This window comes from Vibrio sp. SCSIO 43140 (genome assembly GCF_023716585.1).
Taxonomy (GTDB): domain Bacteria; phylum Pseudomonadota; class Gammaproteobacteria; order Enterobacterales; family Vibrionaceae; genus Vibrio; species Vibrio maritimus_B.
The window spans coordinates 2,324,859-2,350,108 of the sequence record NZ_CP071850.1; the positions used below are offsets into that span (position 1 = coordinate 2,324,859).

Sequence of the window (25,250 nt, forward strand, 5' to 3'; positions counted from 1 at the left end):
TGCTATGTGATACGCCATTTTTTCGTTCGTTAATCGCTAAAAGAAAGATTTATTAGCTGTATAAAGGAGTTAGACCACAAGAAGGAGCTTAAGATGAAAAAATATTTACTTTTCGCGGCGTTGGTATTGTTCTATGTACACGGGGCCAAGCTGTTTGAGTCCAACCCACCTTCGCTAGTCGATAGTGCGCATGCCGGCTCTTCGAACTCGGTGACATTCATAGGGTATAACATCGAGGCGGGTTATAAACCCGATGCAGAACTAGATACCGTCCTATCTTTACTCGACCAACTGCCTGCAACACATGTCTATGCACTAACCGAATTAACGGCTAGTTGGTCTACGGCCATAGCAGCCCACTTGGGTGATAACTATCATTACGTCATTAACCAAAATGTCTCAGACAATGCTGACGCAATGGCGATTTTCTATGATGCGAAACGGTTAAAAGTTGAGGAAGCATATGAGCGTCCGTTTGGTGTGCATAAGCACGAACGAAAGATGGTGTACGCTAGGTTTACCGATGCCGTAACGAATAAAAGCTTTGCTGTCGTCAATAATCATTTCATGCGCGGGAGAGGACCAACTAATGGCGATCGACAAGAGCAAGCCAAACAGCTACAAAAGTGGGTTAAAGGGCAAACTGTGCCTGTCATCGCTTTAGGTGATTACAATTTTGATTTAGATGTAAAGACTGGTCAAGCGAACCCGTCATACTACCTATTTACAGCTGACAATGACTGGCGATGGGTTAAGCCGAGTACTTTGATAAAAACAGGATGTCATAAGGGTTACAACTCCATTTTAGACTTTGCATTTCTTTCTGGAGAGGTCAGGAGTGCAACCTCAGAAATTATGTTCCCTGAAGCCTCATATTGTAACGACAATAAACGAAAGCCAGACCATAGACCGATCTACGCCGTCGTTGATTTCTAAAACTGCAAATAAATAAAAGCGCCACTAATGGGCGCTTTTAATCTCAAGAACCAACCACTGGGTCAAAACAAGGTTTGAACGATAACAGGCTCGTCTGATGACGTTGATGTGGTGGTGTCTGATTTGATAAAGGCATCAATGATGCTATTACGTCGAGTGCTGTGATATTTGCCGCTAGGCAACTGTTGTAGGAAGCCATTCGTCGCCTGATCAATATCAAAGATATGACCTTGGTTTTGGATGCTTCTGTGCAGTTCAAACATTACATCATCACTAATGTAACTGTACGTCGCGCTACGGGTGATGTTGGCGTAATGCTGAAATAGTTCAGCGCAGGCTAGTTCATCGTAAGTGTTATTAAGAACACTTGAGCTGCAGCGCGAGAACAGGGAATTAATCGTCGTGTCCATTTTCTCCGAAAATGTTGGCGTCATTTGGTAAATCCAGAATGCACTGATACCAAGGATGACTGCTGCCATCACGCGAAGGTTGAGCAGACTAGTGTTGATTTTTAAAGCCATGGCAGGTTCTCCATCTTCTAGCCAAGTGGTACACCTTAACTAAAACATCATTTAAAGGGTTTTTGCGCGATTAAAGGAAGAAAAAACCGCCTTTATTGGCGCAATTCGGCATTTTGCTTATTTAGACTGGAAAGAACTGTAGAAAGCCTGATGTGTGACAGACCTATTGAGTGATCGAATGTTGGACGTCATTCGATGACAGTGAACCTAATAATCGTTGCACTATCTGAGCTACTTAACCTATCGCGTGAGAAAGTCTATGACCATTCATTTCCCAAATCCTGTTCCAGCTTTAACTGCCGTTGCCCTGGCATTTGGAGTGTCAGCCAATGCTGCTGACTTAATTAGTTTGAACTCATGGAAGCAATACGGTGATCCAGCTTCCGGTACATGGGCTGTCAGCTCCGATGGTTACTCAGTGTTTCAATCAATCAATGGCCATCCAACCGCATTCATGAGCACGACGAAATATTCTTACCGGACATTTAGAGGTGGCATTCAAGTAAAGGATGGGGCGGGAGATGACGACTACATTGGGTTTGTTTTTGGCGATCCCGATTCTAGTTTCTACCTATTTGACTGGAAGAAGGGAGCGACAGGTGGTGGGGACGGATTCACACTGCTCTACTACGATGGTTCACTCGATGCAATGAAAGCGGATGGTTGGGCTGTCCATGATAGGGACGTTCCCAACAATACTATTCTAGGGCGAAAAGAAGGTGTTGGTTGGGTACATGGAAGGACGTATAACTTTGAACTTCAGATATACCCGAATAGGATTGTGGCGAAAATAGATGGCGATACCATATTTGATATTACCGACTTGGAAATCGAACCTTCTCAATTTGGATTTTTTAACTGGTCGCAGGGCCAGGTGACGTACAAAAGTATCGAACAGCTTTACCCTCCAATTGCTGAAATCAAATCTGCCACAATCTCGCAGGGCAACACCGTAGAAGTTTCAGGGTCATGGACGGACGCCAATACGGGAGATGCCCATACTTGTTCAATATCGACACAGCCACCCAATGGAACAGTGACGATGACTCCCCCTTGCTCGTTCACATATATCCCATCTCCAGATCATGATGGTGACCAATCCTTTTTCTACCGTGTAACTGATAATTCTGGACTTCACACCGATGCAAAAATTGGGATGAACGTTCATGCTCTTGGAGCGCCATTCACATTGCCTCAAGTGGTAGAAGCTGACGTAGAAACGAAAGTTGATTTAGCATTACTTTCTAGCGGCAATGGGTTCCAAGTACCATCGATCAACGCGACTAACTTACCTAGCTTCATGGTATTGGATCGCAATAGAAATGAACTTAGGATTAATGCCACAACAAGTGACTATGGCGTTCATTCAGATATCGAGTTTTTTACAACGAATGGTCGTGCCTCTAACAAGGTCGGTCATTTTGATCTGTTGGTGATTCCTAAGAATAGTCCTGACGCCCTAGAGCAAGATAGAGAAACACTGACAACAAAAAATGCTATTCGATTGCCTGACGATACGCTGGTAACGGCATTCGCAATTCCCCCGGTGCAAACAAGTGATGGTAACTCTGCGACCGGTCCTCACAGAATATTGGTGTCTTCAAACTATAGTAATGTCGCTGATCTGCGAATACTGGATACTGTAATTAAACCCGGCGAGACACAAGAGGTGAGTATCAATTTGCTAGAAGCTGGCACCATCGTCCCAATAGAGTATGTATCCGAGCATGAGTCGACAGCATTGTTAAGCATTGAAGTACCATGGCTAAATTCACCAAAGGATATGCGTTATGTGCTACAAAGAGCTTGTGCCCCAAATGACTCTCAACGATGCGAACCCACGTTGGTGATGGACAGAGAGACGGCACCTGAAGGTGAAATCCAACTAATCGTTCGAAGCTTTGCTGATGCCAACTATGTCAAACTTGGTTTTAATATCGCGAACTGGGCCACCAGCGGTGCAATAGAAGCTTTATCATCGCTGTCACAGAATGACCTTGTAGCTATTAACATCAACAATGACGCACCAGAACTGGCAGCAATGTATGACGCGATGGGAGCAGAACTTGGTGATAACACTCTATCTGCAACACTAAAATCAATCCAAGACCAAGGAGTAATGGTCTATCGTGTTGGACATGGGATTATCGCGTTCGAGACGGATACTAATTATCGCTGGGGATCATCCAACATATCTTGGATTGATCTAAACCAATAGCAAACAGCCTTGCTAAAGATGGTTCTCCAAGTTGTATAAAACAGTATCAAGAGTAATAGTTGAAAAGCAATTAGTCAGAAGAGCATTTTAAGGAGTCAGTATTGGACATCGTTCAACAGTTAGGCAGTAAACACAAAGTGGCAATCAGCCCTATGATTGGTCGCGTTTCGAAGATTCAATGTAAGTAGGATAGATACCCGTGGTAGTTGAAGAAACAATAGGAAAGAATGGTATTGTGATGGTTATCTTGGCTGCATTGTTAGTGCTGTCTGCAATCTGGTTAGTTCAAGAAGCAAATAACAGCCTAGTACTCAAATATGACTATGAAGCAATGGAAGAAATGCCTCCACTCCCTAAAGTGTTCATCGCACATGCAGTTAACGCAGAAGGTGAGGTGGTTCTCGAACATAGAACCATCTCATTAAAGGAATAATGGATTTATGCTTAGAAACTATGACCCGTTTACAAAATGGTATGAGGAATCATGGACGTTAAGGAGTGACTGCCTTTTTGATAAGTGGGGGTTCTCTGGGGGAGATCTTTTTGATGACTTGTGTTTAGACTCTGAGCTTTATCAACTGCTCCCTGACTCAAAACAGTTACTAAAAATCGCCGTAAAGCAATTTTTATTGCCCCAAATACCGTTACCCGTTTCGCTATATGATGCAAATACAACGCATAACAGAGTCAGGGCTGAAGACGAACTGAAAAATCAATTTGAATCAGTGGAAGTCACCATAACGGGTAAGCAAATCTTTGAAATGCTCAATAGGTGCGGCTAGAGGTAGATATAAGTCTCACTGCCCATTGCTTGAGTCTCATGCCATTGGTATCAATCACGACAGCCACAATGGTCCTTGTAGCGCCCATTTCGTAAAGTCCCACCATTTTTAACTACCGTGTTGCCACAGTCACAGCGCAATTGCCAGTAAGCAGACTGATTCTTGAGATGAGCCGGTCTCTCTGCTCTTGATTCAACGGTTAAGTAACCGAATCGCTGTCCAGTCATGTCCTTGAAGTTCAGTGAACTTAAATGCTGATCACGCAAGCAGCCACAGCTAGTGGTATTGCGCGACATTAACATATCCGTTCGTACAACAATGCGATTGCCACAAAAACACAGGCAATCCCAGTAACCCCGGTCTTGATGAGTAACACCATTGGGTGTCTTTGCCCGACTAAGAACGCGAAGTCGTGTAAACTGTTTCCCTATTAGATCGATGTGATTCCCTGTCATATAGCCCCGCTTTTTCGACATCTCATTAAACATACCGCAACTGCGTGAATAATATCAAACATAACCCTATGAATACTTGACTAATTAAGGGGGCAGGACTGTGCCTGTGACTTTGGGAGTAGGGTTGCCATAAGGGAACCGCTAGCGCTATCGATGTCACATCCCTCATCACCAACGATTGCAGAAACAATGACACCGTTAGGGCGTTTCAAAGAATACGAATTAGCGTCGTTCAATACTGTAGTCCAAAGCTCATAGGTACCATTACCCAAAAGGACCGCCTGTTTATCGCCTTCAGTGAGGGAGAACTGCCAGCAAGCGAAGACTTCACCCAAACCGTTATCACAGAAATCAGTGCCAACGATTTGCGTAACTTCTCCTCCAATATCGACTTCTTGACCGTGATTCATGTAGAAAACAGTTGGTGCAGGGGGGGTATGTTCGGTAACTATGTTCTCAATCAAATTGTCATTACACCCAAACAATACAGCGGAGACAGTAACGATGAGCGTTGATCGGCTGACTAACGGAATCTTCATATCTTGAGTCCTTGCTTTCTATGATAAATCGACCAGGGCCATAACTTTATACATTAGATCGCGGTTTGATTTAGAGATTAGAGCGCTAAAAATCGACCGTTAAGAGCAGTGAATTTTCTTCAGCGTCATGCCCAGACCTTAATTAAGGGACGAAATTCGAGCCTCTAATCCGTCAAAGCGATCAAAAATCCCATTAAAATTTCCACTCAGAGTGTGTATACCAACCAAACAAACACTGTTTAAGCGGGTGAACTCATGTTCCTAGAGCCTGATATAAATATCGAGAAACTGAACGAAGTAGCACTGTCACATCAGCACCGATGCGAGATAGTGCACGAGGTTTCTCAAGACAAGAAAGTTCCTCGAATCTTTCTAAACCTGCTGGTGGTTGGTGAAGGTGGCAAAATGGGTACCAAGAAGCAAAACACCAACAAGAGCTGGGATCTAGGCCCCGCGCAGATAAACACCATTCATGCTGAGTACATAGAGAAAAACTACCCAGAAAAAAATTGGGTCGATGTTGCTACTGACCCCGAACTAAATATCAGTATCAGTGCTGATATCTTTAAAGACTGTTTGCGATATGCCAAGGGCAATATTTGGGAAGCAGTCGGCTGCTATAACTCAAAGACAATCAATATCAAAACCAATTATCTCTATCACATCATGAAGACTTGGGATTACATCAAAGACAAGCCGAAGCACAGTTGCACAGCATTTTGGGACTAAGAGAACTAAGGAATAATATGGACGATTTATCGGAAGGACGTAGACAAACAAAGGCAATAAGTGTGTTGTGCATGGCCATTGCCATTGTCATTGGCATTGCCATTGCCATTGCTATCTTCTACGGCGAAGTTAACGATATTGTGAACCACACTCGACTGGACAGGTATTACGAAGCCGACGTAGCGGGAGACACAATCAACTGCAACGAGTTGGTTCAGGCAAGGCAACACGAAGAAGGGGTTAGGTTTTTATCTGAACCCATCCATTCGGTTGGACTGCTATCATATATTTATCTGAAAGGTGTAGAGTTTTCTCAGTGTCGCAATGAAATAGATGAACTCAAACAGGCGTATTGTAACTCGATAGATATTAGTGACAGACAATCAGCACTCAAAATGGCCACGTCACGATATCGCGATGAGCACAAATATCGAACGTTCTGCTCACTTGAACTTGAGCGCCGACTATCACTCATTAACGATGACATAGAAATCTCTGATTCAAAGGTCGTACATCTGCCTCAAGAACAAGTCTCAATAGCCGCAAATTCTATCTATAAGCTCTCTTATAAAGAGGTCGCTGACTCTCTATGGCGATTAACAATATATGTTGCGCCGTATGAAAACAGCCAACACCAAACACACAACATGTATTTCACGTCTAAAGCGTCTCTTAATGACGCCAGACAACAACTGTCATTACTAATGCGATAAACGAACGTACATCAGTCTATGTGCCAAATGGCGCAGCCAAAATATGCGAAGAATGGGAGACATGCATGAAACAGAACCTATTGATTGCGGTAGCAATTGCCATGACGGGGTGTAGCTCAGTGAACTCAGAAAAGGCGCAGGTCAACGATACATTGTCGGCCATGGAGACGTTGTGTCCAAACTGTCAGGTAGTCGGCCAGTACGTATTACAGACCATGCATGACCAATGTGACCTTCCTTATAACCAAGAATCTCTTGAATACGTATTGCAAGAATCACAAGCATATGGATTTTTGCTGGCTTTGAACAGTGTAGCACCACAGGGCTTGCCAGTATTTCAAGAAGCAATGACTCAGAGCGTGTCATGCGTTAGCGATGACATTTGGATAGACAACACCCAAGCATTACTTAAGTCAGAACGATACGCGAGTAAGCTTCGAGAGCAGCAAGGATAGTGCGATGAAATATGACAAAAAGCGTATAGCGATGGGCGTCGTCGGTGCCGTTGCCGCGATTGGCTATGTAGTGTTCACGATGCTACCAAACTCCGGTCATGAATACGCTGGTTCATGGTCAGGCAATGACGGCGAGTTAGAAATGAACTTGAATATCACGGATACGACGATTGAGTTGGATGGTAAATCTCTACCGATTTCCATTGTAGAAACGGAATCCGGTGTGCTGGCGCGTTCGAAAGCTCAAGAATTTCGTATTGAGACGCTAGACGATGGGAAGGTTCAATTAACGATTCGCCGTTTGTTTGTTGACGATGAACACCCGGCGAGAGTGATCACCCTGACGCCTGCCACGAGAAAAGAGGGGTCCGAATCATGAGCATATTAACGCCAGAACGACCCAAGCCATTAAATTCGTTGTTCTACGATGACTTAATCAATCTGCTGCTTATGCTAGGTATAGCCCTTGTGATGCCATTGGTTGCTTATACGTTAAATCCTCTATTTGCCGAAGTTGGACTCACAAAAAGCCAACGAATATCATTTTACTTTGCGTTGTCAGTTATTGCCTTCGTCAGTTGTTTGATTGCGTACGTGCGCTATTCAAACTTAGTCCGAATAAAGGAAATGCAAAAAACAGGGAAGACGCATTTGCCTCTCAATGAAGCGTCCAATGAGCAATTAATTGCGATGCAGGCATGGAGTGATTACTTTCCAGAGATACGGGAGTTTGAGCAAAAATGCGTTGCTCAAAATGAGATGGTGACGGTTGGTGATTATCAGCAAGCCAAAAAAGTTGTCTTAGCGAAATTGCACTTGGATGGAACCACGGTAGTTCAGAGTTAGTATTCTCGTTGATGGATCTCATACGAATAGGCCACCGATATTTACCACTGTTAAAAGGAAAGCGAAACGATGACTGAGTTGAAGCCAGAAACCCCCGAGTTTGTGAACACAGCGTGGTGGCGAGAACTGTTCTATACCCTCATGATGGGGTTCATGGCGGTGATCCCTTTAATCGCAGCGTACTACCTATCCACGATTGCGCAAATATTAGAGGTGGAACCATCCATTTTTAGATTCTATAGAGCGCTCTCTATCCTGCTATCCATTATTTTTCTGATGTTCGGTTATTTCCGATACGAAGCTTGGAGCCGGATTCATGAGCTGAAACGGTTAGGGAAAACTCATCTCCCACTTAATGAAGTGACTGAACAACAGCTGAATTCGCTAAAGGCGTGGTGTCAATACCTTCCAGAAATTAGGGAGTTTGAAGAGCGATGTATTGCACAAAATCAGATGGTGACGGTTAAGGATTATCAACACGCGAAAAGAGAAGTTCTGGCTATGTTGCATTTAGATGAGCCGGCACTAAGCAAGCGCTAAAGCCCACGCCGGATGGTGTATAACAGATGCATCAAAATCTGGAGAGAAACCCGCGATTCAATGCTAGATATCAAGTACATCAAAGACACGTTCAAACTGCCTGTGTGGCAGGTGCTTTTACGTTTGCCTATGGATTACGTAGACACTCGATGTGTCGTTGATGACTTCAGAAACCTAACGACCAGCGATAAGACAGTACTCTTTGGCGCTGCGAACAATATCAACGAGACGTACAACCGAACAACGATGCTCAGAGGCACGATGGTTGACCGATATAACCATACTTGTTCCTTTTCCATCTTTGCGAAGAAAGACTCTGCAAAAGGGCAGGAGGTTGTTAGTCGAATTGGTGAGCCAACCTACTGGTACTGCAAGACCAAACAAGTTGGCCATGACCTATACATTAATGACCCGCAAGCGCTTCCATCAAAGTTGATTGGACGCTTGGTACCTACATACAATGTGAAAACAAAGAAGCTGAAAGGGTTCGCCTACATTGATCTTCTAGAGAAATATGTAGATGAACTCATCCCTATCACAGCGAAAAGAATTCGTGATGAACTTGCTAAGCTTCAATTAGATAACGCAAAACTGCGTCGTCTTATTGATGCTCGTCGACTGACACTTGAGCAAGTTCTCTTCAAAGTTCACTTCCCCGAGTCGTTTGAAGAGGCTCGTGAATGCAATGGTATATTGCAACGCATTGCAGCTACCTTGTTGTTCTCTGACATTGAAGCAGCCCCTTCGATTGATAAAGCACTTAGCCTTAAGAAAAAGGGTGATTACTTCAACGCACCTATTCCTTTTACTCCTAGCGATGAACAAGATGCAGCTGTCTGTGGCGTGCTCGATGCAATCAATAACAAAATGCCCAAATCAGTATTATTTGGGGATGTGGGTACGGGGAAAACCATATGTGGGGCGATTGTCGTTCGTCACGTTTATGATGCTGGTGGAGTGTCAGTCATTCTAGTGCCAAACCTAATCCTCGGGGCACAAATCTACAAAGAAATTGATAGTTATTGGCCGGAGATAGGCATAGAGTTTTTATTGTCAGACAGTGAGCAAGAAAATTTTGGAGAAAAAGGCTATCGCTGTATTAAAGAACTGACTCCTGAGAATAGAGTTGTTATAGGTACAACGGCATTAGTCCATCATCATAATGATGTTGAGATAGACCTGTTGTGGGTGGATGAAGAGCAAAAACTTGGGCTAGAAACCAAGGAAAAAACGCTCATTACAGAAGGGAAGACGCACCTCTTGCTCTCCAGTGCGACTTGTATACCGCGAACGCAAGCGATGATGTCCTTTGGTTTAATACCTTACTTTAAGTTAACCAAATACCACAAACAGCGAGAAATTATCACTCGACTGTACGACCCAAGTCAGATGGTTAAGATTATCGATAAAGTGCAAACTCTGATCGAACAAGGTCAAAAAGTGCTGATCATCTCAACAATGAAAGGTGTTAATAAGTCAGAGAATATGGCGCATAGAGCCAGTGCAGAAGAACTCTACAACGATTGGCACGGACTTTATGGCGATCTCGTACGCTTAAGCCATGGTGGTTTGTCAAAGCAAGACAATGAGAATGCCATCAATGCGATGAAATCGGGCGAGGCACAAATTCTTATCGCAACGACATTGGTAGAAGTAGGTATCACGGTCCCAAAGCTGTCCTATGCTGTGGTTCTTAATCCAGAAAACTTGGGGGTGGTTACCTTACACCAAATTCGTGGAAGGCTATCTCGTGAGGGAGGTATAGGTTATTTTGATATGCTCCCAACCAAGGCATTGAAACAACCCTCATTAGACCGTCTTGAACTACTCGTTAAGCATGCAGATGGTTTTACTCTTGCGGAAGCTGACTTAGCTTTGCGCGGAATGGGCGATCTGAAAGACGGAAATAATCAAAGCGGTACGTCGAAATGCATTTTAGCGGATCAACAATTGAGCCTACCCTTGTTGAACTCCACTCTTGAGCGTCTTTCAATGACAGCAGCGTGAACGAAGGTTAGAGGAACATTACAATGACGATTAAACAAGTATGGATTTTTACCGCCATAGCCTGGACTGTGATAGCTTTGGGCGGAGTGTTCGCATATTGGTGCGTAGAGTTAGAGGGACCAAGGTGGACATATCATGCAGCTACTATTTGTGCAATCTTAGGGCTCATTCTAGTCAAAATTAATATCGATCTTATCGCTATAAATATTCAAAAGAGGTAAATGGCGCAGTTCGTCACTTCCATTAGCAAAATTCTTTGCATTTACGTATCTGGATGCGCAACCCACCAAAACACCCTCGATAAATACAAATTGCAAATTAGTGGACGAAAAAAGCACCGCTAATTCCGATTTCCCTGCTTCTTATCATTCAAAATATTGGAACTTACAGGGGGTTCCATGAAAAAACAGACCTTAATTGCACTATCTATCGGCTTGCTCGCTGCATCATTTGGCAGTGTGGCAGCGGGTGATGCCAAATCAACGGATTTGCCTAGTTATCTCAATGGCGATCTCAAAGTCAAAGCTTCACATCGTATCAAGTCGAAGGATTTGATTATGTTGGAGCTAGAAACGGGTGAACTCCTGTTAACAACTGGCGACGGAAAGTACTTGGTAAAGGGCGGTTCAATCTTTAGCACGGTGCACACCAAATACATCAACAGTGTCGAAGATTTCTATCAATCTACCAAAGTTGACTTGAGTACGTTCAATCTCGACGCAGAGAAAGAATTTGTCGGCTTCAATATTAATCCAAATGCCGAAGTTTATGGCGGTACGTTGTTCGTATCTCAATCCAATTGTGATTATTGCCAAGCCTTTATTGAGCAGCTTGAGAGGGAGCATCCCGATAAGCGATTCCGTGCAGCGTTGATCCCGATTTTTACAGAAGATGATTATCGCAACACTATTCGCGCTCAATGCTCAGAGAAGCCTGATGAGGCTGTTCGAGCTCTCTACTATGGTCAGTTTGATGAAGCTCAATACCCCAAGCGAATTAACGATAATTGCGGGGAAGCCGTTGCACAGATCAACGCGACTTATACCTCTTTGACAATGATTGCTCCGCAGCAATTGGGATTCCCTTATTTCTTTAACAACGGAACCGAGTCGATTCTTGGTATGCCGAAATCAAAAGCATATTTGACCGAAGTAATTATGCGAGGAATAAACCTATGATTAGACAATTACTGCTTGCTGGCTCTTTCGTCGGCATATTGGGAGGCTGCACGGTCATCGGAGAGGAAGAAGTCGAATGTCCGGGCTCTAAATCGGGGCTAAGTTGTGCATCTGTCAAGGAGGTCTACGAATTGACTAATGTGTACAACAACGCGGAAGACTACGGTAAAGCCACTGGCGATCCTCGTGTGATGGTTACCGATAAAGATGGTGAGTTGATTACCGCCAAAGAGTACAAAGAAAAGTACGGTGAAGCTGAACTAGAAGCTAATTCCGATTATCAACGCTCCAAATCACAAGCAAAAGCGGCGCAAATGGGGCCCCAAGAACACGCTGATGCGGCTTATCAACATCTCCTCTTACCCGCCCCCGAACCTGTTGCTATGCGTAAACCGGCTGACATCGTTCGTATCTTGATTAGACCTTACACGGATGAGAAAGACACGTTGAAGATCCCAGGCTACTCGTTTGTTGAAGCGGCAAATCGTACTTGGGTAGTAGATCGTAGTGCAAAGATGCAAAACGCACAGTACGTGAACTATCACATGCGTCGGGATAGCCAGACTCAGAGTTACGATGTGACGGATCAAGGTGAAATTGGTGTTGAGTCTCGAAACGGCCAGCCAAATCCAACGAACATCGAAATCAAACAGCAAGGTCATAACAATGCCGTTGACCTAATTCAAAGTTTGAAATAACAACGGAGTAGGGTTATGGGTGCTATCTCAAATTTCTTCAAACGATTCCAAGATAAGCAGTTCAGTCAACTGTTACCTGTTATCGACTACAACAAAAAGTACAAGTATTTTGAGCTCGAAGACAACTGCATCGGCTTAATGTACAAAATTCAAACGGTGCCTGCGGTCAATGAACAATTACAAGAATTGTTGGAGCAGATTTATAAGGCAGAGTGGCCTCAAGATACGTTTATTCAGGTCTTGTTTTGGGCGAACGATGACTTATCGCCATTTAAGAGCAACTTCACACAGTATCATGGCGGCCGACAAGATAACCATGAAACCGATGAAAGGTTAAACACCATTTCTAAAGGTTTGCTCTCGCATTTCACGAAAGCTTCTCAAGACGGCTTTGCACGAAGTGACTGCAAACCTCGGATGTTCGACTGTTACTTTATCGTCAAGGTGCCACTATCAGGGCGAAATGGTAGGCCGACCAAAAAAGAATATAAGCATTTTAATAACCTACGCAGTGATACGGAAGAGTCACTAAACAAAGTTGGGTTATTCTGCCAACCAATGGATGAGTGGGACTGGCTCCACTTCATGCAAAGATTGTTGAATCGCAAGTCTGATTCAACATGGCGATCTGGCAGAGTTAATAAGAACGAAGGCATGATGCCACGTTCACAAGTTCAGGAAATCGGGGGGTCGATAGAGTTCACCGATAGCCGAGTCCTCATCGACGACAAACCCATAGCGTTATTGACTCCCAAAGAGTACCCGGCGACTTTGGGATTTGGGGACATGCTGAACATCTTTTCCGACTGGAAATATGGACATTCAACGGCGTGGTCGAACTTCATGATCGTGCTTAATGTGCATTATCCAGATAGCAAAAAGATTGAGTCGCGAATTAAAAAGAAGCGAACATGGATGACGATGCAAGCCAACAATAAGTTGGTAAGTTGGTCGGATACGACTCGCTATCAACGGCGTGATTATGATGAGGCGGTTCGAATACTGGATCATAAAAAGTCACGCATGGTGAACGCGTATTTACAGTTCATGGTTTTTGGTGACGATGAAGAGCAGCTTGAGACCGATATTGCTCGATTTAAGAAAGTGGCCTCATCACCAGCAGGCTTTGAGCTGGAAGAAGACCGCTTCTTAGTGTCTCCACTCTTCTTACACTGCTTACCGTTTAACCCAGATCCATATTCAGCCAAGCGATTAGACCGATACTTACAGGTACCTTCTGACGTTTGTGCGTTCCTTTCGCCTATTATCTCAGCAAGTCGGGGTAATGCTCCGCACGCACCAGTCATTCCTTTTGTTACCCGCGATATGAGTATGTTTGGATTCAATCCATTTGAAACAGATGGGTCGATGAATGGCATCGTCGTGGCGGAATCCGGTTCAGGTAAGTCCGTACTGGTTCAGTATTTAGTCACTTGTATTCTTGGTAGTGGTAAGGTGCCATCTGATTTCCTTCGATACCAAATGGACTTTACCGACCAAGAGTTCAGAGAGGCGCTGAAGGTTGCCAGAAGTATCGTAGAAGCCAAGCAAGATGGCGGAATGGCATTTGTAGTAGACGTGGGTCGCAGTTATCTTCGTTTGTGTGAAGCGCTTAATGGGCAATTCATCAGCTTTGGCGAGAATATGGACTTCTCGTTAAACCCATTCCCAGCAGTTGTCGACTTTAAGGGCTCAGAGGGTCAAGGCGGTATGATCTTGGAGATGTTGAAGGTCATGGCCGAACCAAATGGTACGCTGAGCACCCTTCAAAGTCGTTCAATGATGACCATCCTAAATAAGATGTGGGATGAACACGGGCATGACTCGAGCGTCACGCTTTTCTCTGAGCTATGTAAAGAACACGAACTACCAGAAGTACAAAACATCGGTAAGCAGTTAGAGCCATTCTGTGAAGGCGAAATGTATGGCGAGATGTTTACGACGAAAAAGCCGCCACCGTCTCTAAACAACGCATTTATCGTGTGTGAACTTGAAGAGTTGAAGTCTCAGCCTGAACTGCAACGTATCGTGCTGATGCAAATCATCAACTTGTGTTACCAACATTTCTTCCTCGGTGATGCCAATAGTGACCCATCAAAACGTCGTCGTAAGTGTATGATTGTAGACGAATGTTGGGAATTTTTGAAAGAATCCCCAGGTCAATTAGTCAACCCAGTATCGTCGTTCCTAGAGAGTGCCTTCAGGCGTTTTCGTAAAGTGGATGCGAGTGCATGGATCATCACACAGATGTTGTCCGACCTATATGGATCCGAAACAGGTAAAGCGATTGCTCAGAACAGTATGTTCCGATGTTACCTCTATCAGAAATCGGACACTATTGAGCAGGTGAAGCGGGATGGTTTGCTTGACTTGAGTGAACAACAGTTTGATATGTTGAAGACCATTCGTACGCGTAAGAACCAATACTCGGAAATTTATTTTATGGCCGGGGATGACATCAAGGAAGTCGTGAGGTTCTATGCACCGCCTTCGATGCTCTTAATGTACTCAACGGACCCTGCTGATAAAGCGGAAATGCAACGGTACTTGAATGAAGGGTATACCCTCGACCAGACCATCAGCAAAATTCTAGAAGATCGGCAGGTCTCATCGTTTAAGACTGACATGGACAACAAGGATAACGATGATGAAGATGAAGACGTAGAAGACATGGTTGCCTAACTTTAATACACCTCTCTAGGTTGACTGTTTATCAACATGATACTTCGGGAGGTGTTTTGGATTAGAGAGCCAGAAAACGTCCACTAATCGATAAAATTCAAAAACAAATCCTTAAAATTGGCAGTAGAACACATTAAAAGGAACGAGTATGAAAACCCGCATTGTTTTAGCCCTAGCATGTTTTATGACACTACCGGCTCTTGCCAGCAATGACCTTATTAAAAGGTATGAAGAAGCGTGTGGTGTTGCCTGTGCCAAAACCATAGAAGAGCTCTCCTCATATGCAGCCAGACAGTGTGGCTTAAATTATGACAGAGTTGTTGAGCAATCTGTTGAGCTTACAGGAATGCAATTTGTGGCCATGGCAACCGCTGTGGGTCATCCGCTCGCGACCTCATTGCAAAACTATGCTGTGCAAAGCTTAAATTGCGAAGATATTAATGGTTGGTCTAAAGGTATTGAAGATTACGCTCTAGTTCTTGAAGCAAATAATGGCATGGCAGGTACCAATGTCCAATAGCGCAAAATCAAAACAACAGGCTCCCCAGTCAAGCAAACCCGTGATTTACGTCATGGGTTGTCTTACTGTGCTATTAGCAAGTTATGTTGGGTTTCAAACCTACCAATCGTTTCAAGAGCAATCTGAAGTCAGAAGCTATGTGGATTTCACCAAACAATATTTCTCAGCGCTTTATGGAGAAGAGAACGCTCTAAGCAGCGAGGTAGACATGGAGCTAAAAACAATATGGACTGACTTTGCTAGTGAGCACCTGGGCGTAAAACACTTAACCCTAGTAACAAAAGTATGTGAACGTCCCGCAAAGACACCGAGTTTGCATCACTGCCATCTTAGCTTTCAAACTCACTTCAATGATGGGTCATCAACAATGACTTTTGGTATGGATATGATGGGTGACACAGGGGAACCTGTAACACTTGAACCACTGAATGTTGAGGGTGGAACCATGCTGCTGACCAACCCACAATCCTTCACGACAAAATTCTAAAAAAAGTATCGTTGACACCTTAATGGGGAAAAATAAGCCCATTGTTTGCGATATTGCTACCTAATTTTACATACGCTATCCAAAACAGGTCTACCGAGTGCCGAGGATGCGATGAAAAAACTAACCAAGATTGCGCTAAGTGCTGGACTCGCTATGTTGAGTACAAGCATTTACGCAAAGAGTATCTATATATCAGGCTCCATCAAGAGTGTGTCACCAAAAGTTGAGGTGGTATACCCTGATGAAATGTATCGAGGTGTGGAAGAGTACACCGCGATAGCCAAAGAGCTTGCTAATTCTGGCTGTACGCTTCATGCCAATCAACCAGATTCCTACACCACTGATAGCGGCGATTTAAAGTGTTTCTTTGAGTGGACAGGCGATACTGATGACTCTTGGCTCCCCAATGGTTTTAATGCAGAGGGCAGACCGCTCGGCGCTGCAGGAGAACATACTCGCTCCTATCGAATTTCTTATTTTTCGGGCACATCCAAAGAGAAAGTCACCATTGTAGAAGACTCGGTAACCTATACGTTGTTAGAGCCACCAGCACCCGTTTTGGTAGATGTGAATACCACGTCTACAACCAGTTCAGGAAGTGGCCTTGTTTACGTTTCGCACAACTCGGTAGAGCGCTTAAAAACAGCAACAGTTGAAGTCGAGGAGAGACCTTATGATCAAGTGGTTCATCTGACTCAATTCAATCAATCCTGCTCGGTACCGAAAGGAGAAACCCAATGTGAACTCAATATCGGGGACATTGGTTTTTCTGAAGATAAGTCGATTACAGGAGAGGTGTTTACTTCAATTAAAGTTACAGACAAGTATGACTTCATTTCCACACCAGTTGAGCAACTTCGCTACGCTTGGGACTACCGCCCACCCGTTATTGAACAATTCGCATACAAAGCAACAGGCAATGATGAAAACAGTCCGGTTGTAATCACCGTCGAGAATCAAACGCTAGAACTTGCAAATAATGAAGCGGTTATCGTGATCACTTCGCCTCACAGTGCTGATTATGAAGAGCGCTGGTGGCTACCAACATCAGTCACTATTGATTTCACAGCAGATGAAGAGATTAAGCAAGTCTCAGACTTCATTACACTGGATGGCGTAGATATTAGGCGTCTATTCCAAGATACGAAAATATCGAGCATGAGCGGTGAAATCCGAAGCCTTGGCCAGCCACAACAAATAGGGGATAGCTTCGTTTATCGCGTCCCTTTAGGGTCTGTGAATGATGGTCAATATCTAACAAAGGTGGAAGCGTCAGATATCTTTTCTAACACAGGTGAATTGATAGATGCGGAGATGGAACTTGACCGCTTGCCGCCTCAAATACGCCTGTACAACAAGTGGGCTAAGTTCGATAGTGGTGACGAAATCAACTTTATTGAGCACATGGTCATCACGGTTCAAGACGATACCAGTACTGAAAACGAAATCCTAGGTATTATGCTCGATGGAGAGCCGGTTGAGTTTGCGGGTGAATTTCCGCAGGCCAAATACATAACGACGAAAGTCGACTGGCAATCCAATACGGCGCACAGTATTACTGTGCAAGCTAGAGACAAAAATAACAACTATGTAGAGACCACGCATTCGATCTCATTCTTGCCTCTAGACTACATCTTTAAGAACATCGACGACTTAAAAGTTGCACATGTTCAAAACCAAGACATTACCTACGACCAGAACAAAGGCAAGTCGTGTAAATTGTACAATTCCGATCGCTTAGCCATTCAGAGTATCAACAATGATTCACGCATGGCTTGTTCTGTGAAATGGACGCTTATTCCAGATGGATTGGAAGAAGCGTGGGATACTTCTACACCGAAACTTATTGGTGCCTTCAGCGCGACGGGTGCTGCGACAATTGCTGCAGAAATCTATGTCCATGATTACTACGGACGTACAAACCTCATTAAGACTGATAGCACTACATTGATCGTTAAGGAACCGATCACGCCAGAGATCTTATTCGAAGAGAAAGACATGTTCTCCTTTGGGTATAACGCCGTAGAACTTGGCAATTATTCAATCGGCCGTTATAGAATTCGGGCCTCGTCATCACCACTTGATATCACTATTTTTAAGAATGGTCAGACGCTCGAAGACTACAACATCGCGCAATCTAGACGTTATGCTGAGCATACCATCTCGAAAACCATCAATGACAAAAATAGCGCTAACAACCGCCGTCTATGGCAAGAGGATGTCTACGAAGTTCAAGTGAAGTATGCAAGACAGCCTGAGAATGTTGTGAGCAATTCCATCATCGCTTATACGGTGCCATCACGAAAAGCGCGACTCCTTGCAGAGCAAAGCGAAGTAGAGATGTCGACCAGTGATGAACTGAGTATTAAGACCAAGTTCGGGATATACAGCTCGTTCTACCGCGATGTGGTATACGAAGACAGTAAATTAGGTGAATGGCAAGTCCGAATTGCAGTTCAGGATGAGAACAAGGAATTAGCCGGTCTGACTGAGTGGCAGACAGTGAGTGACAGTGGACAAAATAACTTTGATATTAATTTTGACCACGATGAAATCGGTGATCTCCGCTACTACGCTCAATCGCGAGTTGTATCTCCGAATCCGGCATATGAAGCGTCAGTCATTTCATCGCGCTCAACAGTGAAGGTGCTCAAAGGTACTGCGATTGAGGGTAATATGAAGACCATTCGTATTACCGGTTCGCTGCCTCTGTCTGCGTCAGTGCGATATGACTACTTATCAGCAGATGACAAGCGAGCATCAGCGGGTGTGGTTTGGTATATGTCAGATAACAATGGCGCGAGTTGGCAAAAATACAGTGATGGTACGCGCTTTAGTTACGTTGCTCGTTCGGAAGGAACATGGCTAGTTCGCGCAGAAATTACCAACCGCTTCACCGGAGAGGTATCTCATACAGACCAAGTTCAGGTCATGGCCTATCGTGTGCCTCAATTAACGTTGGAAGGAGCATCAAACCTAATCAGTGGAATGACAGGCACATACACAGTGTATGACCAAGGTGAGCTTGCTGATGCTGGTAATCTACTCATCGAGTGGTCTACCGATGGTGGTATGAATTTCGAGTCTGGGTCTGAAACGTTTGAGTATGAAGCAGACCGTCTTGGTTCAAATCAGATTGTCGTGAGAGCCGCTTATATCGGTTACGAATCAGATGAGAAGTCGTGGGGCATTAAGAAGAAGTCGGTGAGAACGCAAATCCCTAAACCGGTGCGTATCCGTGTCAATTCAGACAAGGACATCGAAACGACGATGACGTTGCCGCTGGTGGCTACGGTAACTGCTCCATATACCAAGATGGAAACAGACATCGTGACCGAGTGGGTCTTGCCAGATGGTACTGTGATTCCTGGTGACACGTTTGATTTCACCCCTACGGAAGAAGACCTAGCCATCGCTGACGTTCATCGATTTACAATGAGAGCATGGTTAGATGGATATAAGGCGATGACCTACAACGAGTACGACCATCAGGTTCAAGTCTGGAAATATCAATTCCCGCAATACACAATGGCCTACACCCAAGATGTTAAGGTGGCTCCATCGTTGATTACCATTTGGTTACGACGCCCAGCAGGTGCTAACCTCCGTGAAAACTTGAACTTCGATTGGGATGGAAGAGGTCGACTTGAGCTAACAAAAGATTGGGGTATCCGGGCTCGATTTAAGGCTAAGAATCCGGGCATCTATCCAATCAGTGTTGTGGCTTCAGATGACCGTGGTAACTGGGATGAGTTTACGGAATATGTAGAGGTTATTGAGGCTGAGCCAATCAGTGTGGATTTGACCGAGTACTTCTCGAATACATACCGCCGCTATCCTCTTGATGTCATGCTGAGACCGACAATCCGTGGAGGACACCCAGACGATCGAGTAGCGGATTACCGTTGGTACTTAAATGGTGAGTTGCAACCTGAACTCGAGCGCTCTTATGCCAAGTTTGAAAAACTGGATGAAGGTGAGCATATATTGACCCTGAAAGTCACAACAAAATTTGGTCAAGAAAGTGAAGCTTCGGTACCAATTGAGGTGTTACCTAACATCCCACCAGTCTGTTCGCTTAGCTACCGTCTGATTAACAAGACGGCACAGGTATCAGCTGATTGTAAGGATGTCGACGGTAAGATTGTTCGTTACGACTGGAAACTAGGGGACTATGAACGTAATAACGTAGGTTCGCGCATTTCAGCACTTCGTCAACCGGGTGAAACAGAGCTAGCAGTTGTAACTGGCTACGATGATTCGGGTGATTCACATACAGCACAACTCCTCATTCAGTGGTAAACAAAAAACAAGGAGAAAAGGCTCGCTTCGGCGAGCCTTTTTGGTTCTAAACGCCACCAATTTTTACTTAATGCACGCCAGAGACGTTGTATAAAGGAGCTGATAACGGCTTTTCAAAGTGTGTTTAATCCAAATCACACGATGGCCGCTCTCTCGAAATGGCTATTTGGAATAACAGGAAATCGTCGATGCTGTCTGTATTTGAGAGCAGTCGAATAAGCAGAGGGTATTACCTCGATCATTTCTTGCTATGGCTGCATTGCGAAACTTTGAATATAAGACCTGCACTATAGATATTGATAAAGATGTTATTAGATTTACACTCATACAGTGATAGCAAAGCAAAGGCTACTTTCTCAATATGTAACGAACTGTATCGGTCAGTTTTGAAAGGTCTCATTCGTTAAGTTAACGTACCGCATGTTGTCTGTTGTGCGGTTAACAAGTGCACTGGTAGCGGTGGGTTATTGTTCGTGGTGGTACGATATACATGCGTTTGGTTCAAAAAATGATGTAAGCACCTAGGCGTAATATCCTTGTATGTCAGTCTGTGTGATAGCGTAGTCACACAAGATAAAAGGGTAAACGTACGTCACTGTTTTATGAAACGCCTTGTAATACAATTCCGTTGTTGTGAGAAGACTCAAGAACGGAGGAGCATTAATATACATATTTTGAACAGTGATTGATATTCCTAGAAAGTATGTCAGAATATACTGTACAAAAATACAGTAGGGACGCATTAAAATAGCCAGACATCTCGAATGATTTATTCGCAAGAGTGGAGTGGTCAATTAATTTAGCCAATAACCATTGATGGCCATTGAAATACTCTGGTCTGAAGCAAACTTGGAGTCTCGACTATGACTAAATCGTATCAACTGAAGCACGACCCAAGCGCTATTGCGGATGTGTGTGCTATTGGTCTAAACACGTTAAAGCGCTGGCAGGAGAAAGCCCCCGCGAAGGCGGAACTGTTTGATACGGCATACGAGTTATGGTCCACGCAGCCTCATACCTACGATGAAATCATGGCCTGTGCTTCTGAACTCTCGATTGAAACTCACAGTAAATTCCATAACGAACTCGGTCTTGCGTCGAATGTTGAGCAATGTCCGTTCAAGATCATTCCTTTGACTACGATTCGACGTTGGATGAATGACCGACAAAGAACATACTTGATGACGCTGATTGGGTACCAAGCATTATCGATTAAAAAAGCCATGTCACTCGATGACGCTAAGTTGTTTTGCCAAATCACCAACATCTCCTTTTCTGAACTCACTCGGATATGCGTCGCAGACCCAATTGCAATAAAAAAGATAGCCCAGAGCGCATTGACGGGTTAACTGACAAAAAATCGCTCACTAATCGAGATAAAGGCTTACAGCATTGTCTAGTCTGATTAGTGAGGTTTGACCTCAAATACCGAAGTGTTTAATTCAACGAAATAGCTCCACAAACTGTAAGGGTTGGGTGAATCCATTTATTGTGAAGATGCCTGTTTGACGACAGGCATTTTTATCGCTTTTAGAAAGAGGTGTGATATGAGGTTTAGAATGTCAACATTGCTAGGTATCGCAATGGTATCTAGTGTTACGTATGGCGCAGAGATGACGTCATCATGCAAAGTGTCTTACTCTGAAGCAGACATGGTATACACAGTAAGTAAGGACAATGGCGCGACACTTGCGAGAGTTGAACTAACACCAGAAAGCACATGGCAAGTGGGGATGGAGGGGTTTGAGCCTTTACCGTTCTTGTACGCGGAACCGACAAGCGCTATAGAGGCAGCATGTGCGCACCGACGACAAATAGAAGATCCGTCTCAAGATATTAAATAACAACCGACACCAACCTCTACTCACCTTGTTTCGATGTGGAATTCTTTTTCTATTATCGCTTTTACCAAAGGGAGAGGGGGAGCGATTCGCACCGCGAGTGACCGCTCTTCCTTCAAAAAAGCTTTTGAGAACTCTCACTCTTCGAGCGGTACGCCAATCCAAAGACGTCACTCTTGTTAGAGTGACCTTATCGAAATGTGAAGGCGGATTCAGCGCCGTTTGGCTGAAATTGATTAAGTGCGCTGACGTAAGTTTTTGCTCAAAGGCTCTAAATGTCATTTCGATTGGTAAAAACCATGTTTTGACTGATTGATATGGTTAAACAACGAAATACGTCCCTCTAATACCGATATTGGTTACTCAAGTGCGCTAGGTTAGAGATATTTGCAGCTTTGATTCGGCTGCTTCACTCTTGATTTGGACATGCGCACATGAAAATTAAAACGCTCGCGATTTTGTGTTCTTTGACGTTACCTTGCCTGTCACACGCAGCCATTGAAAAACTCACCTATGTCGATACCACTGGTGATACCAAGTCGCATTCCGGTCGAGACTTTTCTTTGGTCAATCCAAGTAGCCCTATCACTCTGTCGATCTCATCAAGTATCGACCGAAAAATCAGGGTTCAAGTGTTCTCTCAGGACGTTTTGATAGAAAACACAACATCAGGAGTCGTGGGCTTAAGTGATCGAATGGAAATCGATGGCAGGGATTTTTACGGCAAACAGATAGCGATTAATGCGTCGGCGCAAGGAGATACCGAATACATCGTAAAGATAGAATACATCAACTTATCGAATGAAGTCATGACCACTGAGTCCTACCAGTTTACGCGGGATACCACACCACCAGCGATAGGAGGTGATTTTGTACTGATTCGTAATGCATATCATGCAACGATCGATAACTTTGGACATACGGGCACCACAAAGCAACTCGAAGTAAGGGAACTCTCTGACAATGTGGGAATTTCTCATGCGCGATATTGGACAAGACAGGCTAATGGAAGCAAGGTCTACGGTGATGCGCAGTTTAATCAAGATGATGCAAAAGTGATCATTAGTGGGTCCGTTGCCGCAAATAAAGCAATGGCACCTGAAGCTGGGTATTATGAGATCGGCATCGACCTCTATGATTTGGCTGGCAACGTCAGTACAAAAAGTCGCTTCTCTCACATTGATTTAGGATGCCCAGCTACAAACACCATAATCAAGCAAGTATTTAATGAGCAGACGCAGCAGTGGCAAGATTATCAACCCGGTATAGAAATCTATGCCAATCCAGTAAGAACCCGATACGGCCGCGTTGAAGGCGATGTAGCAACCGAAGCGAGCCCTTATGGTTGGAAGATAAACCACATGATCTCGGATAGAGAGGATGGATATGTCTTTTCCTACCACACATTCAACTACCCGCAACAATACAGTTATTTTCACTATTACTCAACTTTAGGGTATAAAAAATAGGCAATACTTGTAAGTTTACATTTATGAACTAATCTCTCTTTAGCAACTAGTGACAGTTGGGAATAGGAGAGATACATGCAAAGGCTGTATGACAAAGACATAAATGGACATTGGATTTATCTCACCGATGAAAATATTCCCCTAATCATCCCTTCACTCTACAGCAGGTACACACACCAACGAGGTGTTTCGATACAACTTCGTGTTAAAAGAGATCGAGTACTAAACGGAATAGAACACTCTTTTGAAGAAGAAGAAATCGGTTCAGAAGGGCAGTATGTCCGAGGGAATCAGTTAGGCCTCTTTCTTGAATGGGTAGAAAGCCGTAATAAACTAGGTTCACAAATTTCTTTAGTAAATCATACTGCTCTACCGAGTGATGTTATTAACGCGTATATAAATGACTACTTAATAAAGGAAAAAGGTAAAGGGGAAACTACCGTTGAAAGAGCGGTTTATTCGTTAAAGAGCTATTATAACTGGCTTCACTACTATCTTAATAATAACTATAAGGAAATATACGTTTTCTCTGAAAATAGAGAAATTTGTCGTAATAACAACAAGAAGAGACTGGTTGTAAAATATTTGCTTCCTGAAACGCGTGAACTTATTTATAGGTATACAGAGACACTACTTGAGGAAATAGTGCTTCGCAATGGTGGTGATTTAGGATGTAGGACAGCGGAAAATCAGGGCTTTCTTCTTAACGATTTTTACGAGGGTAGAAGAAAGTACAAAGGTATACTAACTTTAATGAAGGAATTGAAGCGCGACAGCTATAGTGAAGAGTTTGAATATCATTTGCCCTCATTGTTCGCCAAGAGAGGTAGTTCTCGGACGTTGTATATACCTAGAGCAATGTTAATTAAAATTAAGACCTACTATGAACTAGAAAGGCCTCATTCTGATTCTGAGCATCTGCTAATTTCAAACTCAAGTAATAATTCAAAAGGTAAGTGTATATCACGTAGTTTTGGAACGGCAGTTTTTAAAAAGACATTGAAGAAATTAATCCCGGAAATAAAAGAAAACGAAGAGATATACGGAAACTTCCAGAATATTACCTTGGATAGTGTTTACCATCACCTGAGACATTCTTTCGGAACAGATGTTTTCTATGGAGAGTGTGAGGCAAGAGGAAAGGACTACGAATCGATAAGTACTGAATCTGTAGTTTTTCTGGAAACGGCCAGGCGTATGGGGCATAAAGTTGATGGTAGATACGTCAACCAAGTCACGAAGACCTATATTCACTCGTGTGGTCACCGAGATCGTTTGATGTGTGAGTCAATGAGTGTTGAAGCTGCGAATACTCAGTCACGTGGGGGATGA

24 protein-coding genes are annotated in these 25,250 nt (G+C 43.8%); 21 read left to right on the plus strand and 3 right to left on the minus strand.

Annotated elements, in window-relative coordinates; all coding sequences use genetic code 11:
• Positions 1 to 93 precede the first annotated feature (93 nt).
• On the plus strand, positions 94 to 936 hold the full coding sequence (locus J4N45_RS11140) for an endonuclease/exonuclease/phosphatase family protein (RefSeq protein WP_252011480.1): 843 nt from the start codon (positions 94 to 96) through the stop codon (positions 934 to 936).
• A gap of 62 nt (positions 937 to 998) precedes the next feature.
• Here the strand turns inward: J4N45_RS11140 and J4N45_RS11145 are convergent, their stop codons facing one another.
• Positions 999 to 1,457, minus strand: a complete 459-nt coding sequence (locus J4N45_RS11145; protein WP_252011481.1) for a hypothetical protein — start codon at positions 1,455 to 1,457, stop codon at positions 999 to 1,001.
• Positions 1,458 to 1,716: 259 nt separating this feature from the next.
• Here J4N45_RS11145 and J4N45_RS11150 point away from each other — a divergent pair, with 259 nt between their 5' ends.
• The 3 genes from J4N45_RS11150 to J4N45_RS11160 all read left to right on the plus strand — a co-directional run bounded on the left by J4N45_RS11150 (position 1,717) and on the right by J4N45_RS11160 (position 4,457).
• Positions 1,717 to 3,675, plus strand: coding sequence for an Ig-like domain-containing protein (locus J4N45_RS11150; RefSeq protein ID WP_252011483.1), 1,959 nt, complete (start codon positions 1,717 to 1,719; stop codon positions 3,673 to 3,675).
• Between the two features lie 199 nt (positions 3,676 to 3,874).
• Complete coding sequence (locus tag J4N45_RS11155; protein ID WP_252011484.1) at positions 3,875 to 4,108, plus strand: hypothetical protein; 234 nt, start codon at positions 3,875 to 3,877, stop codon at positions 4,106 to 4,108.
• Between the two features lie 7 nt (positions 4,109 to 4,115).
• Positions 4,116 to 4,457, plus strand: coding sequence for a hypothetical protein (locus tag J4N45_RS11160; protein WP_252011485.1), 342 nt, complete (start codon positions 4,116 to 4,118; stop codon positions 4,455 to 4,457).
• Positions 4,458 to 4,507: 50 nt separating this feature from the next.
• On the opposite strand, the gene J4N45_RS11165 is transcribed toward J4N45_RS11160, so the two are convergent.
• A complete protein-coding gene (locus J4N45_RS11165) occupies positions 4,508 to 4,753 on the minus strand; it encodes a hypothetical protein (RefSeq protein ID WP_252011486.1) in 246 nt (81 codons plus the stop codon).
• Between the two features lie 239 nt (positions 4,754 to 4,992).
• A complete protein-coding gene (locus J4N45_RS11170) occupies positions 4,993 to 5,451 on the minus strand; it encodes a hypothetical protein (RefSeq protein ID WP_252011487.1) in 459 nt (152 codons plus the stop codon).
• A 255-nt stretch (positions 5,452 to 5,706) separates the two neighbouring features.
• On the opposite strand from J4N45_RS11170, the gene J4N45_RS11175 reads away from it, so the two are divergent.
• The 17 genes from J4N45_RS11175 to J4N45_RS11255 all read left to right on the plus strand — a co-directional run bounded on the left by J4N45_RS11175 (position 5,707) and on the right by J4N45_RS11255 (position 25,250).
• Complete coding sequence (locus tag J4N45_RS11175) at positions 5,707 to 6,180, plus strand: lytic transglycosylase domain-containing protein (protein WP_252011488.1); 474 nt, start codon at positions 5,707 to 5,709, stop codon at positions 6,178 to 6,180.
• Positions 6,181 to 6,197: 17 nt separating this feature from the next.
• Entirely contained in the window at positions 6,198 to 6,893 is a 696-nt protein-coding gene (locus tag J4N45_RS11180; RefSeq protein ID WP_252011489.1) for a hypothetical protein, read from the plus strand.
• 65 nt (positions 6,894 to 6,958) lie between these two features.
• The gene (locus tag J4N45_RS11185) at positions 6,959 to 7,348 is read left to right on the plus strand and encodes a hypothetical protein (protein WP_252011490.1); all 390 of its coding nucleotides are present in this window, start codon (positions 6,959 to 6,961) and stop codon (positions 7,346 to 7,348) included.
• A gap of 4 nt (positions 7,349 to 7,352) precedes the next feature.
• Complete coding sequence (locus tag J4N45_RS11190; RefSeq protein ID WP_252011491.1) at positions 7,353 to 7,727, plus strand: hypothetical protein; 375 nt, start codon at positions 7,353 to 7,355, stop codon at positions 7,725 to 7,727.
• On the plus strand, positions 7,724 to 8,194 hold the full coding sequence (locus J4N45_RS11195) for a hypothetical protein (protein ID WP_252011492.1): 471 nt from the start codon (positions 7,724 to 7,726) through the stop codon (positions 8,192 to 8,194). The genes J4N45_RS11190 and J4N45_RS11195 overlap by 4 nt, the downstream gene beginning before the upstream one ends.
• A 69-nt stretch (positions 8,195 to 8,263) precedes the next feature.
• Entirely contained in the window at positions 8,264 to 8,734 is a 471-nt protein-coding gene (locus tag J4N45_RS11200) for a hypothetical protein (protein WP_252011493.1), read from the plus strand.
• 60 nt (positions 8,735 to 8,794) lie between these two features.
• A complete protein-coding gene (locus tag J4N45_RS11205) occupies positions 8,795 to 10,741 on the plus strand; it encodes a helicase-related protein (protein WP_252011494.1) in 1,947 nt (648 codons plus the stop codon).
• Between the two features lie 398 nt (positions 10,742 to 11,139).
• Positions 11,140 to 11,919 (plus strand): thioredoxin domain-containing protein, encoded by a 780-nt coding sequence (locus J4N45_RS11210; RefSeq protein ID WP_252011495.1) that lies wholly within the window; start codon positions 11,140 to 11,142, stop codon positions 11,917 to 11,919.
• On the plus strand, positions 11,916 to 12,617 hold the full coding sequence (locus tag J4N45_RS11215) for a TraV family lipoprotein (protein ID WP_252011496.1): 702 nt from the start codon (positions 11,916 to 11,918) through the stop codon (positions 12,615 to 12,617). The genes J4N45_RS11210 and J4N45_RS11215 overlap by 4 nt, the downstream gene beginning before the upstream one ends.
• A 15-nt stretch (positions 12,618 to 12,632) precedes the next feature.
• The gene (locus J4N45_RS11220) at positions 12,633 to 15,299 is read left to right on the plus strand and encodes a TraC family protein (RefSeq protein WP_252011497.1); all 2,667 of its coding nucleotides are present in this window, start codon (positions 12,633 to 12,635) and stop codon (positions 15,297 to 15,299) included.
• A gap of 148 nt (positions 15,300 to 15,447) precedes the next feature.
• Positions 15,448 to 15,819, plus strand: a complete 372-nt coding sequence (locus J4N45_RS11225; protein ID WP_252011498.1) for a hypothetical protein — start codon at positions 15,448 to 15,450, stop codon at positions 15,817 to 15,819.
• Positions 15,809 to 16,306 (plus strand): hypothetical protein, encoded by a 498-nt coding sequence (locus J4N45_RS11230; protein ID WP_252011499.1) that lies wholly within the window; start codon positions 15,809 to 15,811, stop codon positions 16,304 to 16,306. The genes J4N45_RS11225 and J4N45_RS11230 overlap by 11 nt, the downstream gene beginning before the upstream one ends.
• Before the next feature lie 111 nt (positions 16,307 to 16,417).
• Positions 16,418 to 20,608: an Ig-like domain-containing protein gene (locus J4N45_RS11235; RefSeq protein ID WP_252011500.1), complete on the plus strand. Its 4,191-nt coding sequence runs from the start codon at positions 16,418 to 16,420 to the stop codon at positions 20,606 to 20,608.
• 863 nt (positions 20,609 to 21,471) lie between these two features.
• Positions 21,472 to 21,957, plus strand: coding sequence for a hypothetical protein (locus J4N45_RS11240; protein ID WP_252011501.1), 486 nt, complete (start codon positions 21,472 to 21,474; stop codon positions 21,955 to 21,957).
• Positions 21,958 to 22,167: 210 nt separating this feature from the next.
• Positions 22,168 to 22,452 (plus strand): hypothetical protein, encoded by a 285-nt coding sequence (locus tag J4N45_RS11245; RefSeq protein WP_252011502.1) that lies wholly within the window; start codon positions 22,168 to 22,170, stop codon positions 22,450 to 22,452.
• A gap of 431 nt (positions 22,453 to 22,883) precedes the next feature.
• Positions 22,884 to 23,918, plus strand: a complete 1,035-nt coding sequence (locus J4N45_RS11250; RefSeq protein ID WP_252011503.1) for a DUF4165 domain-containing protein — start codon at positions 22,884 to 22,886, stop codon at positions 23,916 to 23,918.
• A 75-nt stretch (positions 23,919 to 23,993) separates the two neighbouring features.
• Positions 23,994 to 25,250 (plus strand): site-specific integrase, encoded by a 1,257-nt coding sequence (locus J4N45_RS11255; protein WP_252011154.1) that lies wholly within the window; start codon positions 23,994 to 23,996, stop codon positions 25,248 to 25,250.

Excerpts from the sequence above, each read along its gene's own strand:
- J4N45_RS11140 (WP_252011480.1), top strand. The coding sequence starts at position 94 with ATGAAAAAATATTTACTTTTCGCGGCGTTGGTATTGTTCTATGTACAC.
- J4N45_RS11145 (WP_252011481.1), bottom strand. The coding sequence starts at position 1,457 with ATGGCTTTAAAAATCAACACTAGTCTGCTCAACCTTCGCGTGATGGCA.
- J4N45_RS11150 (WP_252011483.1), top strand. The coding sequence starts at position 1,717 with ATGACCATTCATTTCCCAAATCCTGTTCCAGCTTTAACTGCCGTTGCC.
- J4N45_RS11160 (WP_252011485.1), top strand. The coding sequence starts at position 4,116 with ATGCTTAGAAACTATGACCCGTTTACAAAATGGTATGAGGAATCATGG.
- J4N45_RS11165 (WP_252011486.1), bottom strand. The coding sequence starts at position 4,753 with ATGTCGCGCAATACCACTAGCTGTGGCTGCTTGCGTGATCAGCATTTA.
- J4N45_RS11170 (WP_252011487.1), bottom strand. The coding sequence starts at position 5,451 with ATGAAGATTCCGTTAGTCAGCCGATCAACGCTCATCGTTACTGTCTCC.
- J4N45_RS11175 (WP_252011488.1), top strand. The coding sequence starts at position 5,707 with ATGTTCCTAGAGCCTGATATAAATATCGAGAAACTGAACGAAGTAGCA.
- J4N45_RS11180 (WP_252011489.1), top strand. The coding sequence starts at position 6,198 with ATGGACGATTTATCGGAAGGACGTAGACAAACAAAGGCAATAAGTGTG.
- J4N45_RS11185 (WP_252011490.1), top strand. The coding sequence starts at position 6,959 with ATGAAACAGAACCTATTGATTGCGGTAGCAATTGCCATGACGGGGTGT.
- J4N45_RS11190 (WP_252011491.1), top strand. The coding sequence starts at position 7,353 with ATGAAATATGACAAAAAGCGTATAGCGATGGGCGTCGTCGGTGCCGTT.
- J4N45_RS11195 (WP_252011492.1), top strand. The coding sequence starts at position 7,724 with ATGAGCATATTAACGCCAGAACGACCCAAGCCATTAAATTCGTTGTTC.
- J4N45_RS11200 (WP_252011493.1), top strand. The coding sequence starts at position 8,264 with ATGACTGAGTTGAAGCCAGAAACCCCCGAGTTTGTGAACACAGCGTGG.
- J4N45_RS11205 (WP_252011494.1), top strand. The coding sequence starts at position 8,795 with ATGCTAGATATCAAGTACATCAAAGACACGTTCAAACTGCCTGTGTGG.
- J4N45_RS11210 (WP_252011495.1), top strand. The coding sequence starts at position 11,140 with ATGAAAAAACAGACCTTAATTGCACTATCTATCGGCTTGCTCGCTGCA.
- J4N45_RS11215 (WP_252011496.1), top strand. The coding sequence starts at position 11,916 with ATGATTAGACAATTACTGCTTGCTGGCTCTTTCGTCGGCATATTGGGA.
- J4N45_RS11220 (WP_252011497.1), top strand. The coding sequence starts at position 12,633 with ATGGGTGCTATCTCAAATTTCTTCAAACGATTCCAAGATAAGCAGTTC.
- J4N45_RS11225 (WP_252011498.1), top strand. The coding sequence starts at position 15,448 with ATGAAAACCCGCATTGTTTTAGCCCTAGCATGTTTTATGACACTACCG.
- J4N45_RS11230 (WP_252011499.1), top strand. The coding sequence starts at position 15,809 with ATGTCCAATAGCGCAAAATCAAAACAACAGGCTCCCCAGTCAAGCAAA.
- J4N45_RS11235 (WP_252011500.1), top strand. The coding sequence starts at position 16,418 with ATGAAAAAACTAACCAAGATTGCGCTAAGTGCTGGACTCGCTATGTTG.
- J4N45_RS11240 (WP_252011501.1), top strand. The coding sequence starts at position 21,472 with ATGACTAAATCGTATCAACTGAAGCACGACCCAAGCGCTATTGCGGAT.
- J4N45_RS11245 (WP_252011502.1), top strand. The coding sequence starts at position 22,168 with ATGTCAACATTGCTAGGTATCGCAATGGTATCTAGTGTTACGTATGGC.
- J4N45_RS11250 (WP_252011503.1), top strand. The coding sequence starts at position 22,884 with ATGAAAATTAAAACGCTCGCGATTTTGTGTTCTTTGACGTTACCTTGC.
- J4N45_RS11255 (WP_252011154.1), top strand. The coding sequence starts at position 23,994 with ATGCAAAGGCTGTATGACAAAGACATAAATGGACATTGGATTTATCTC.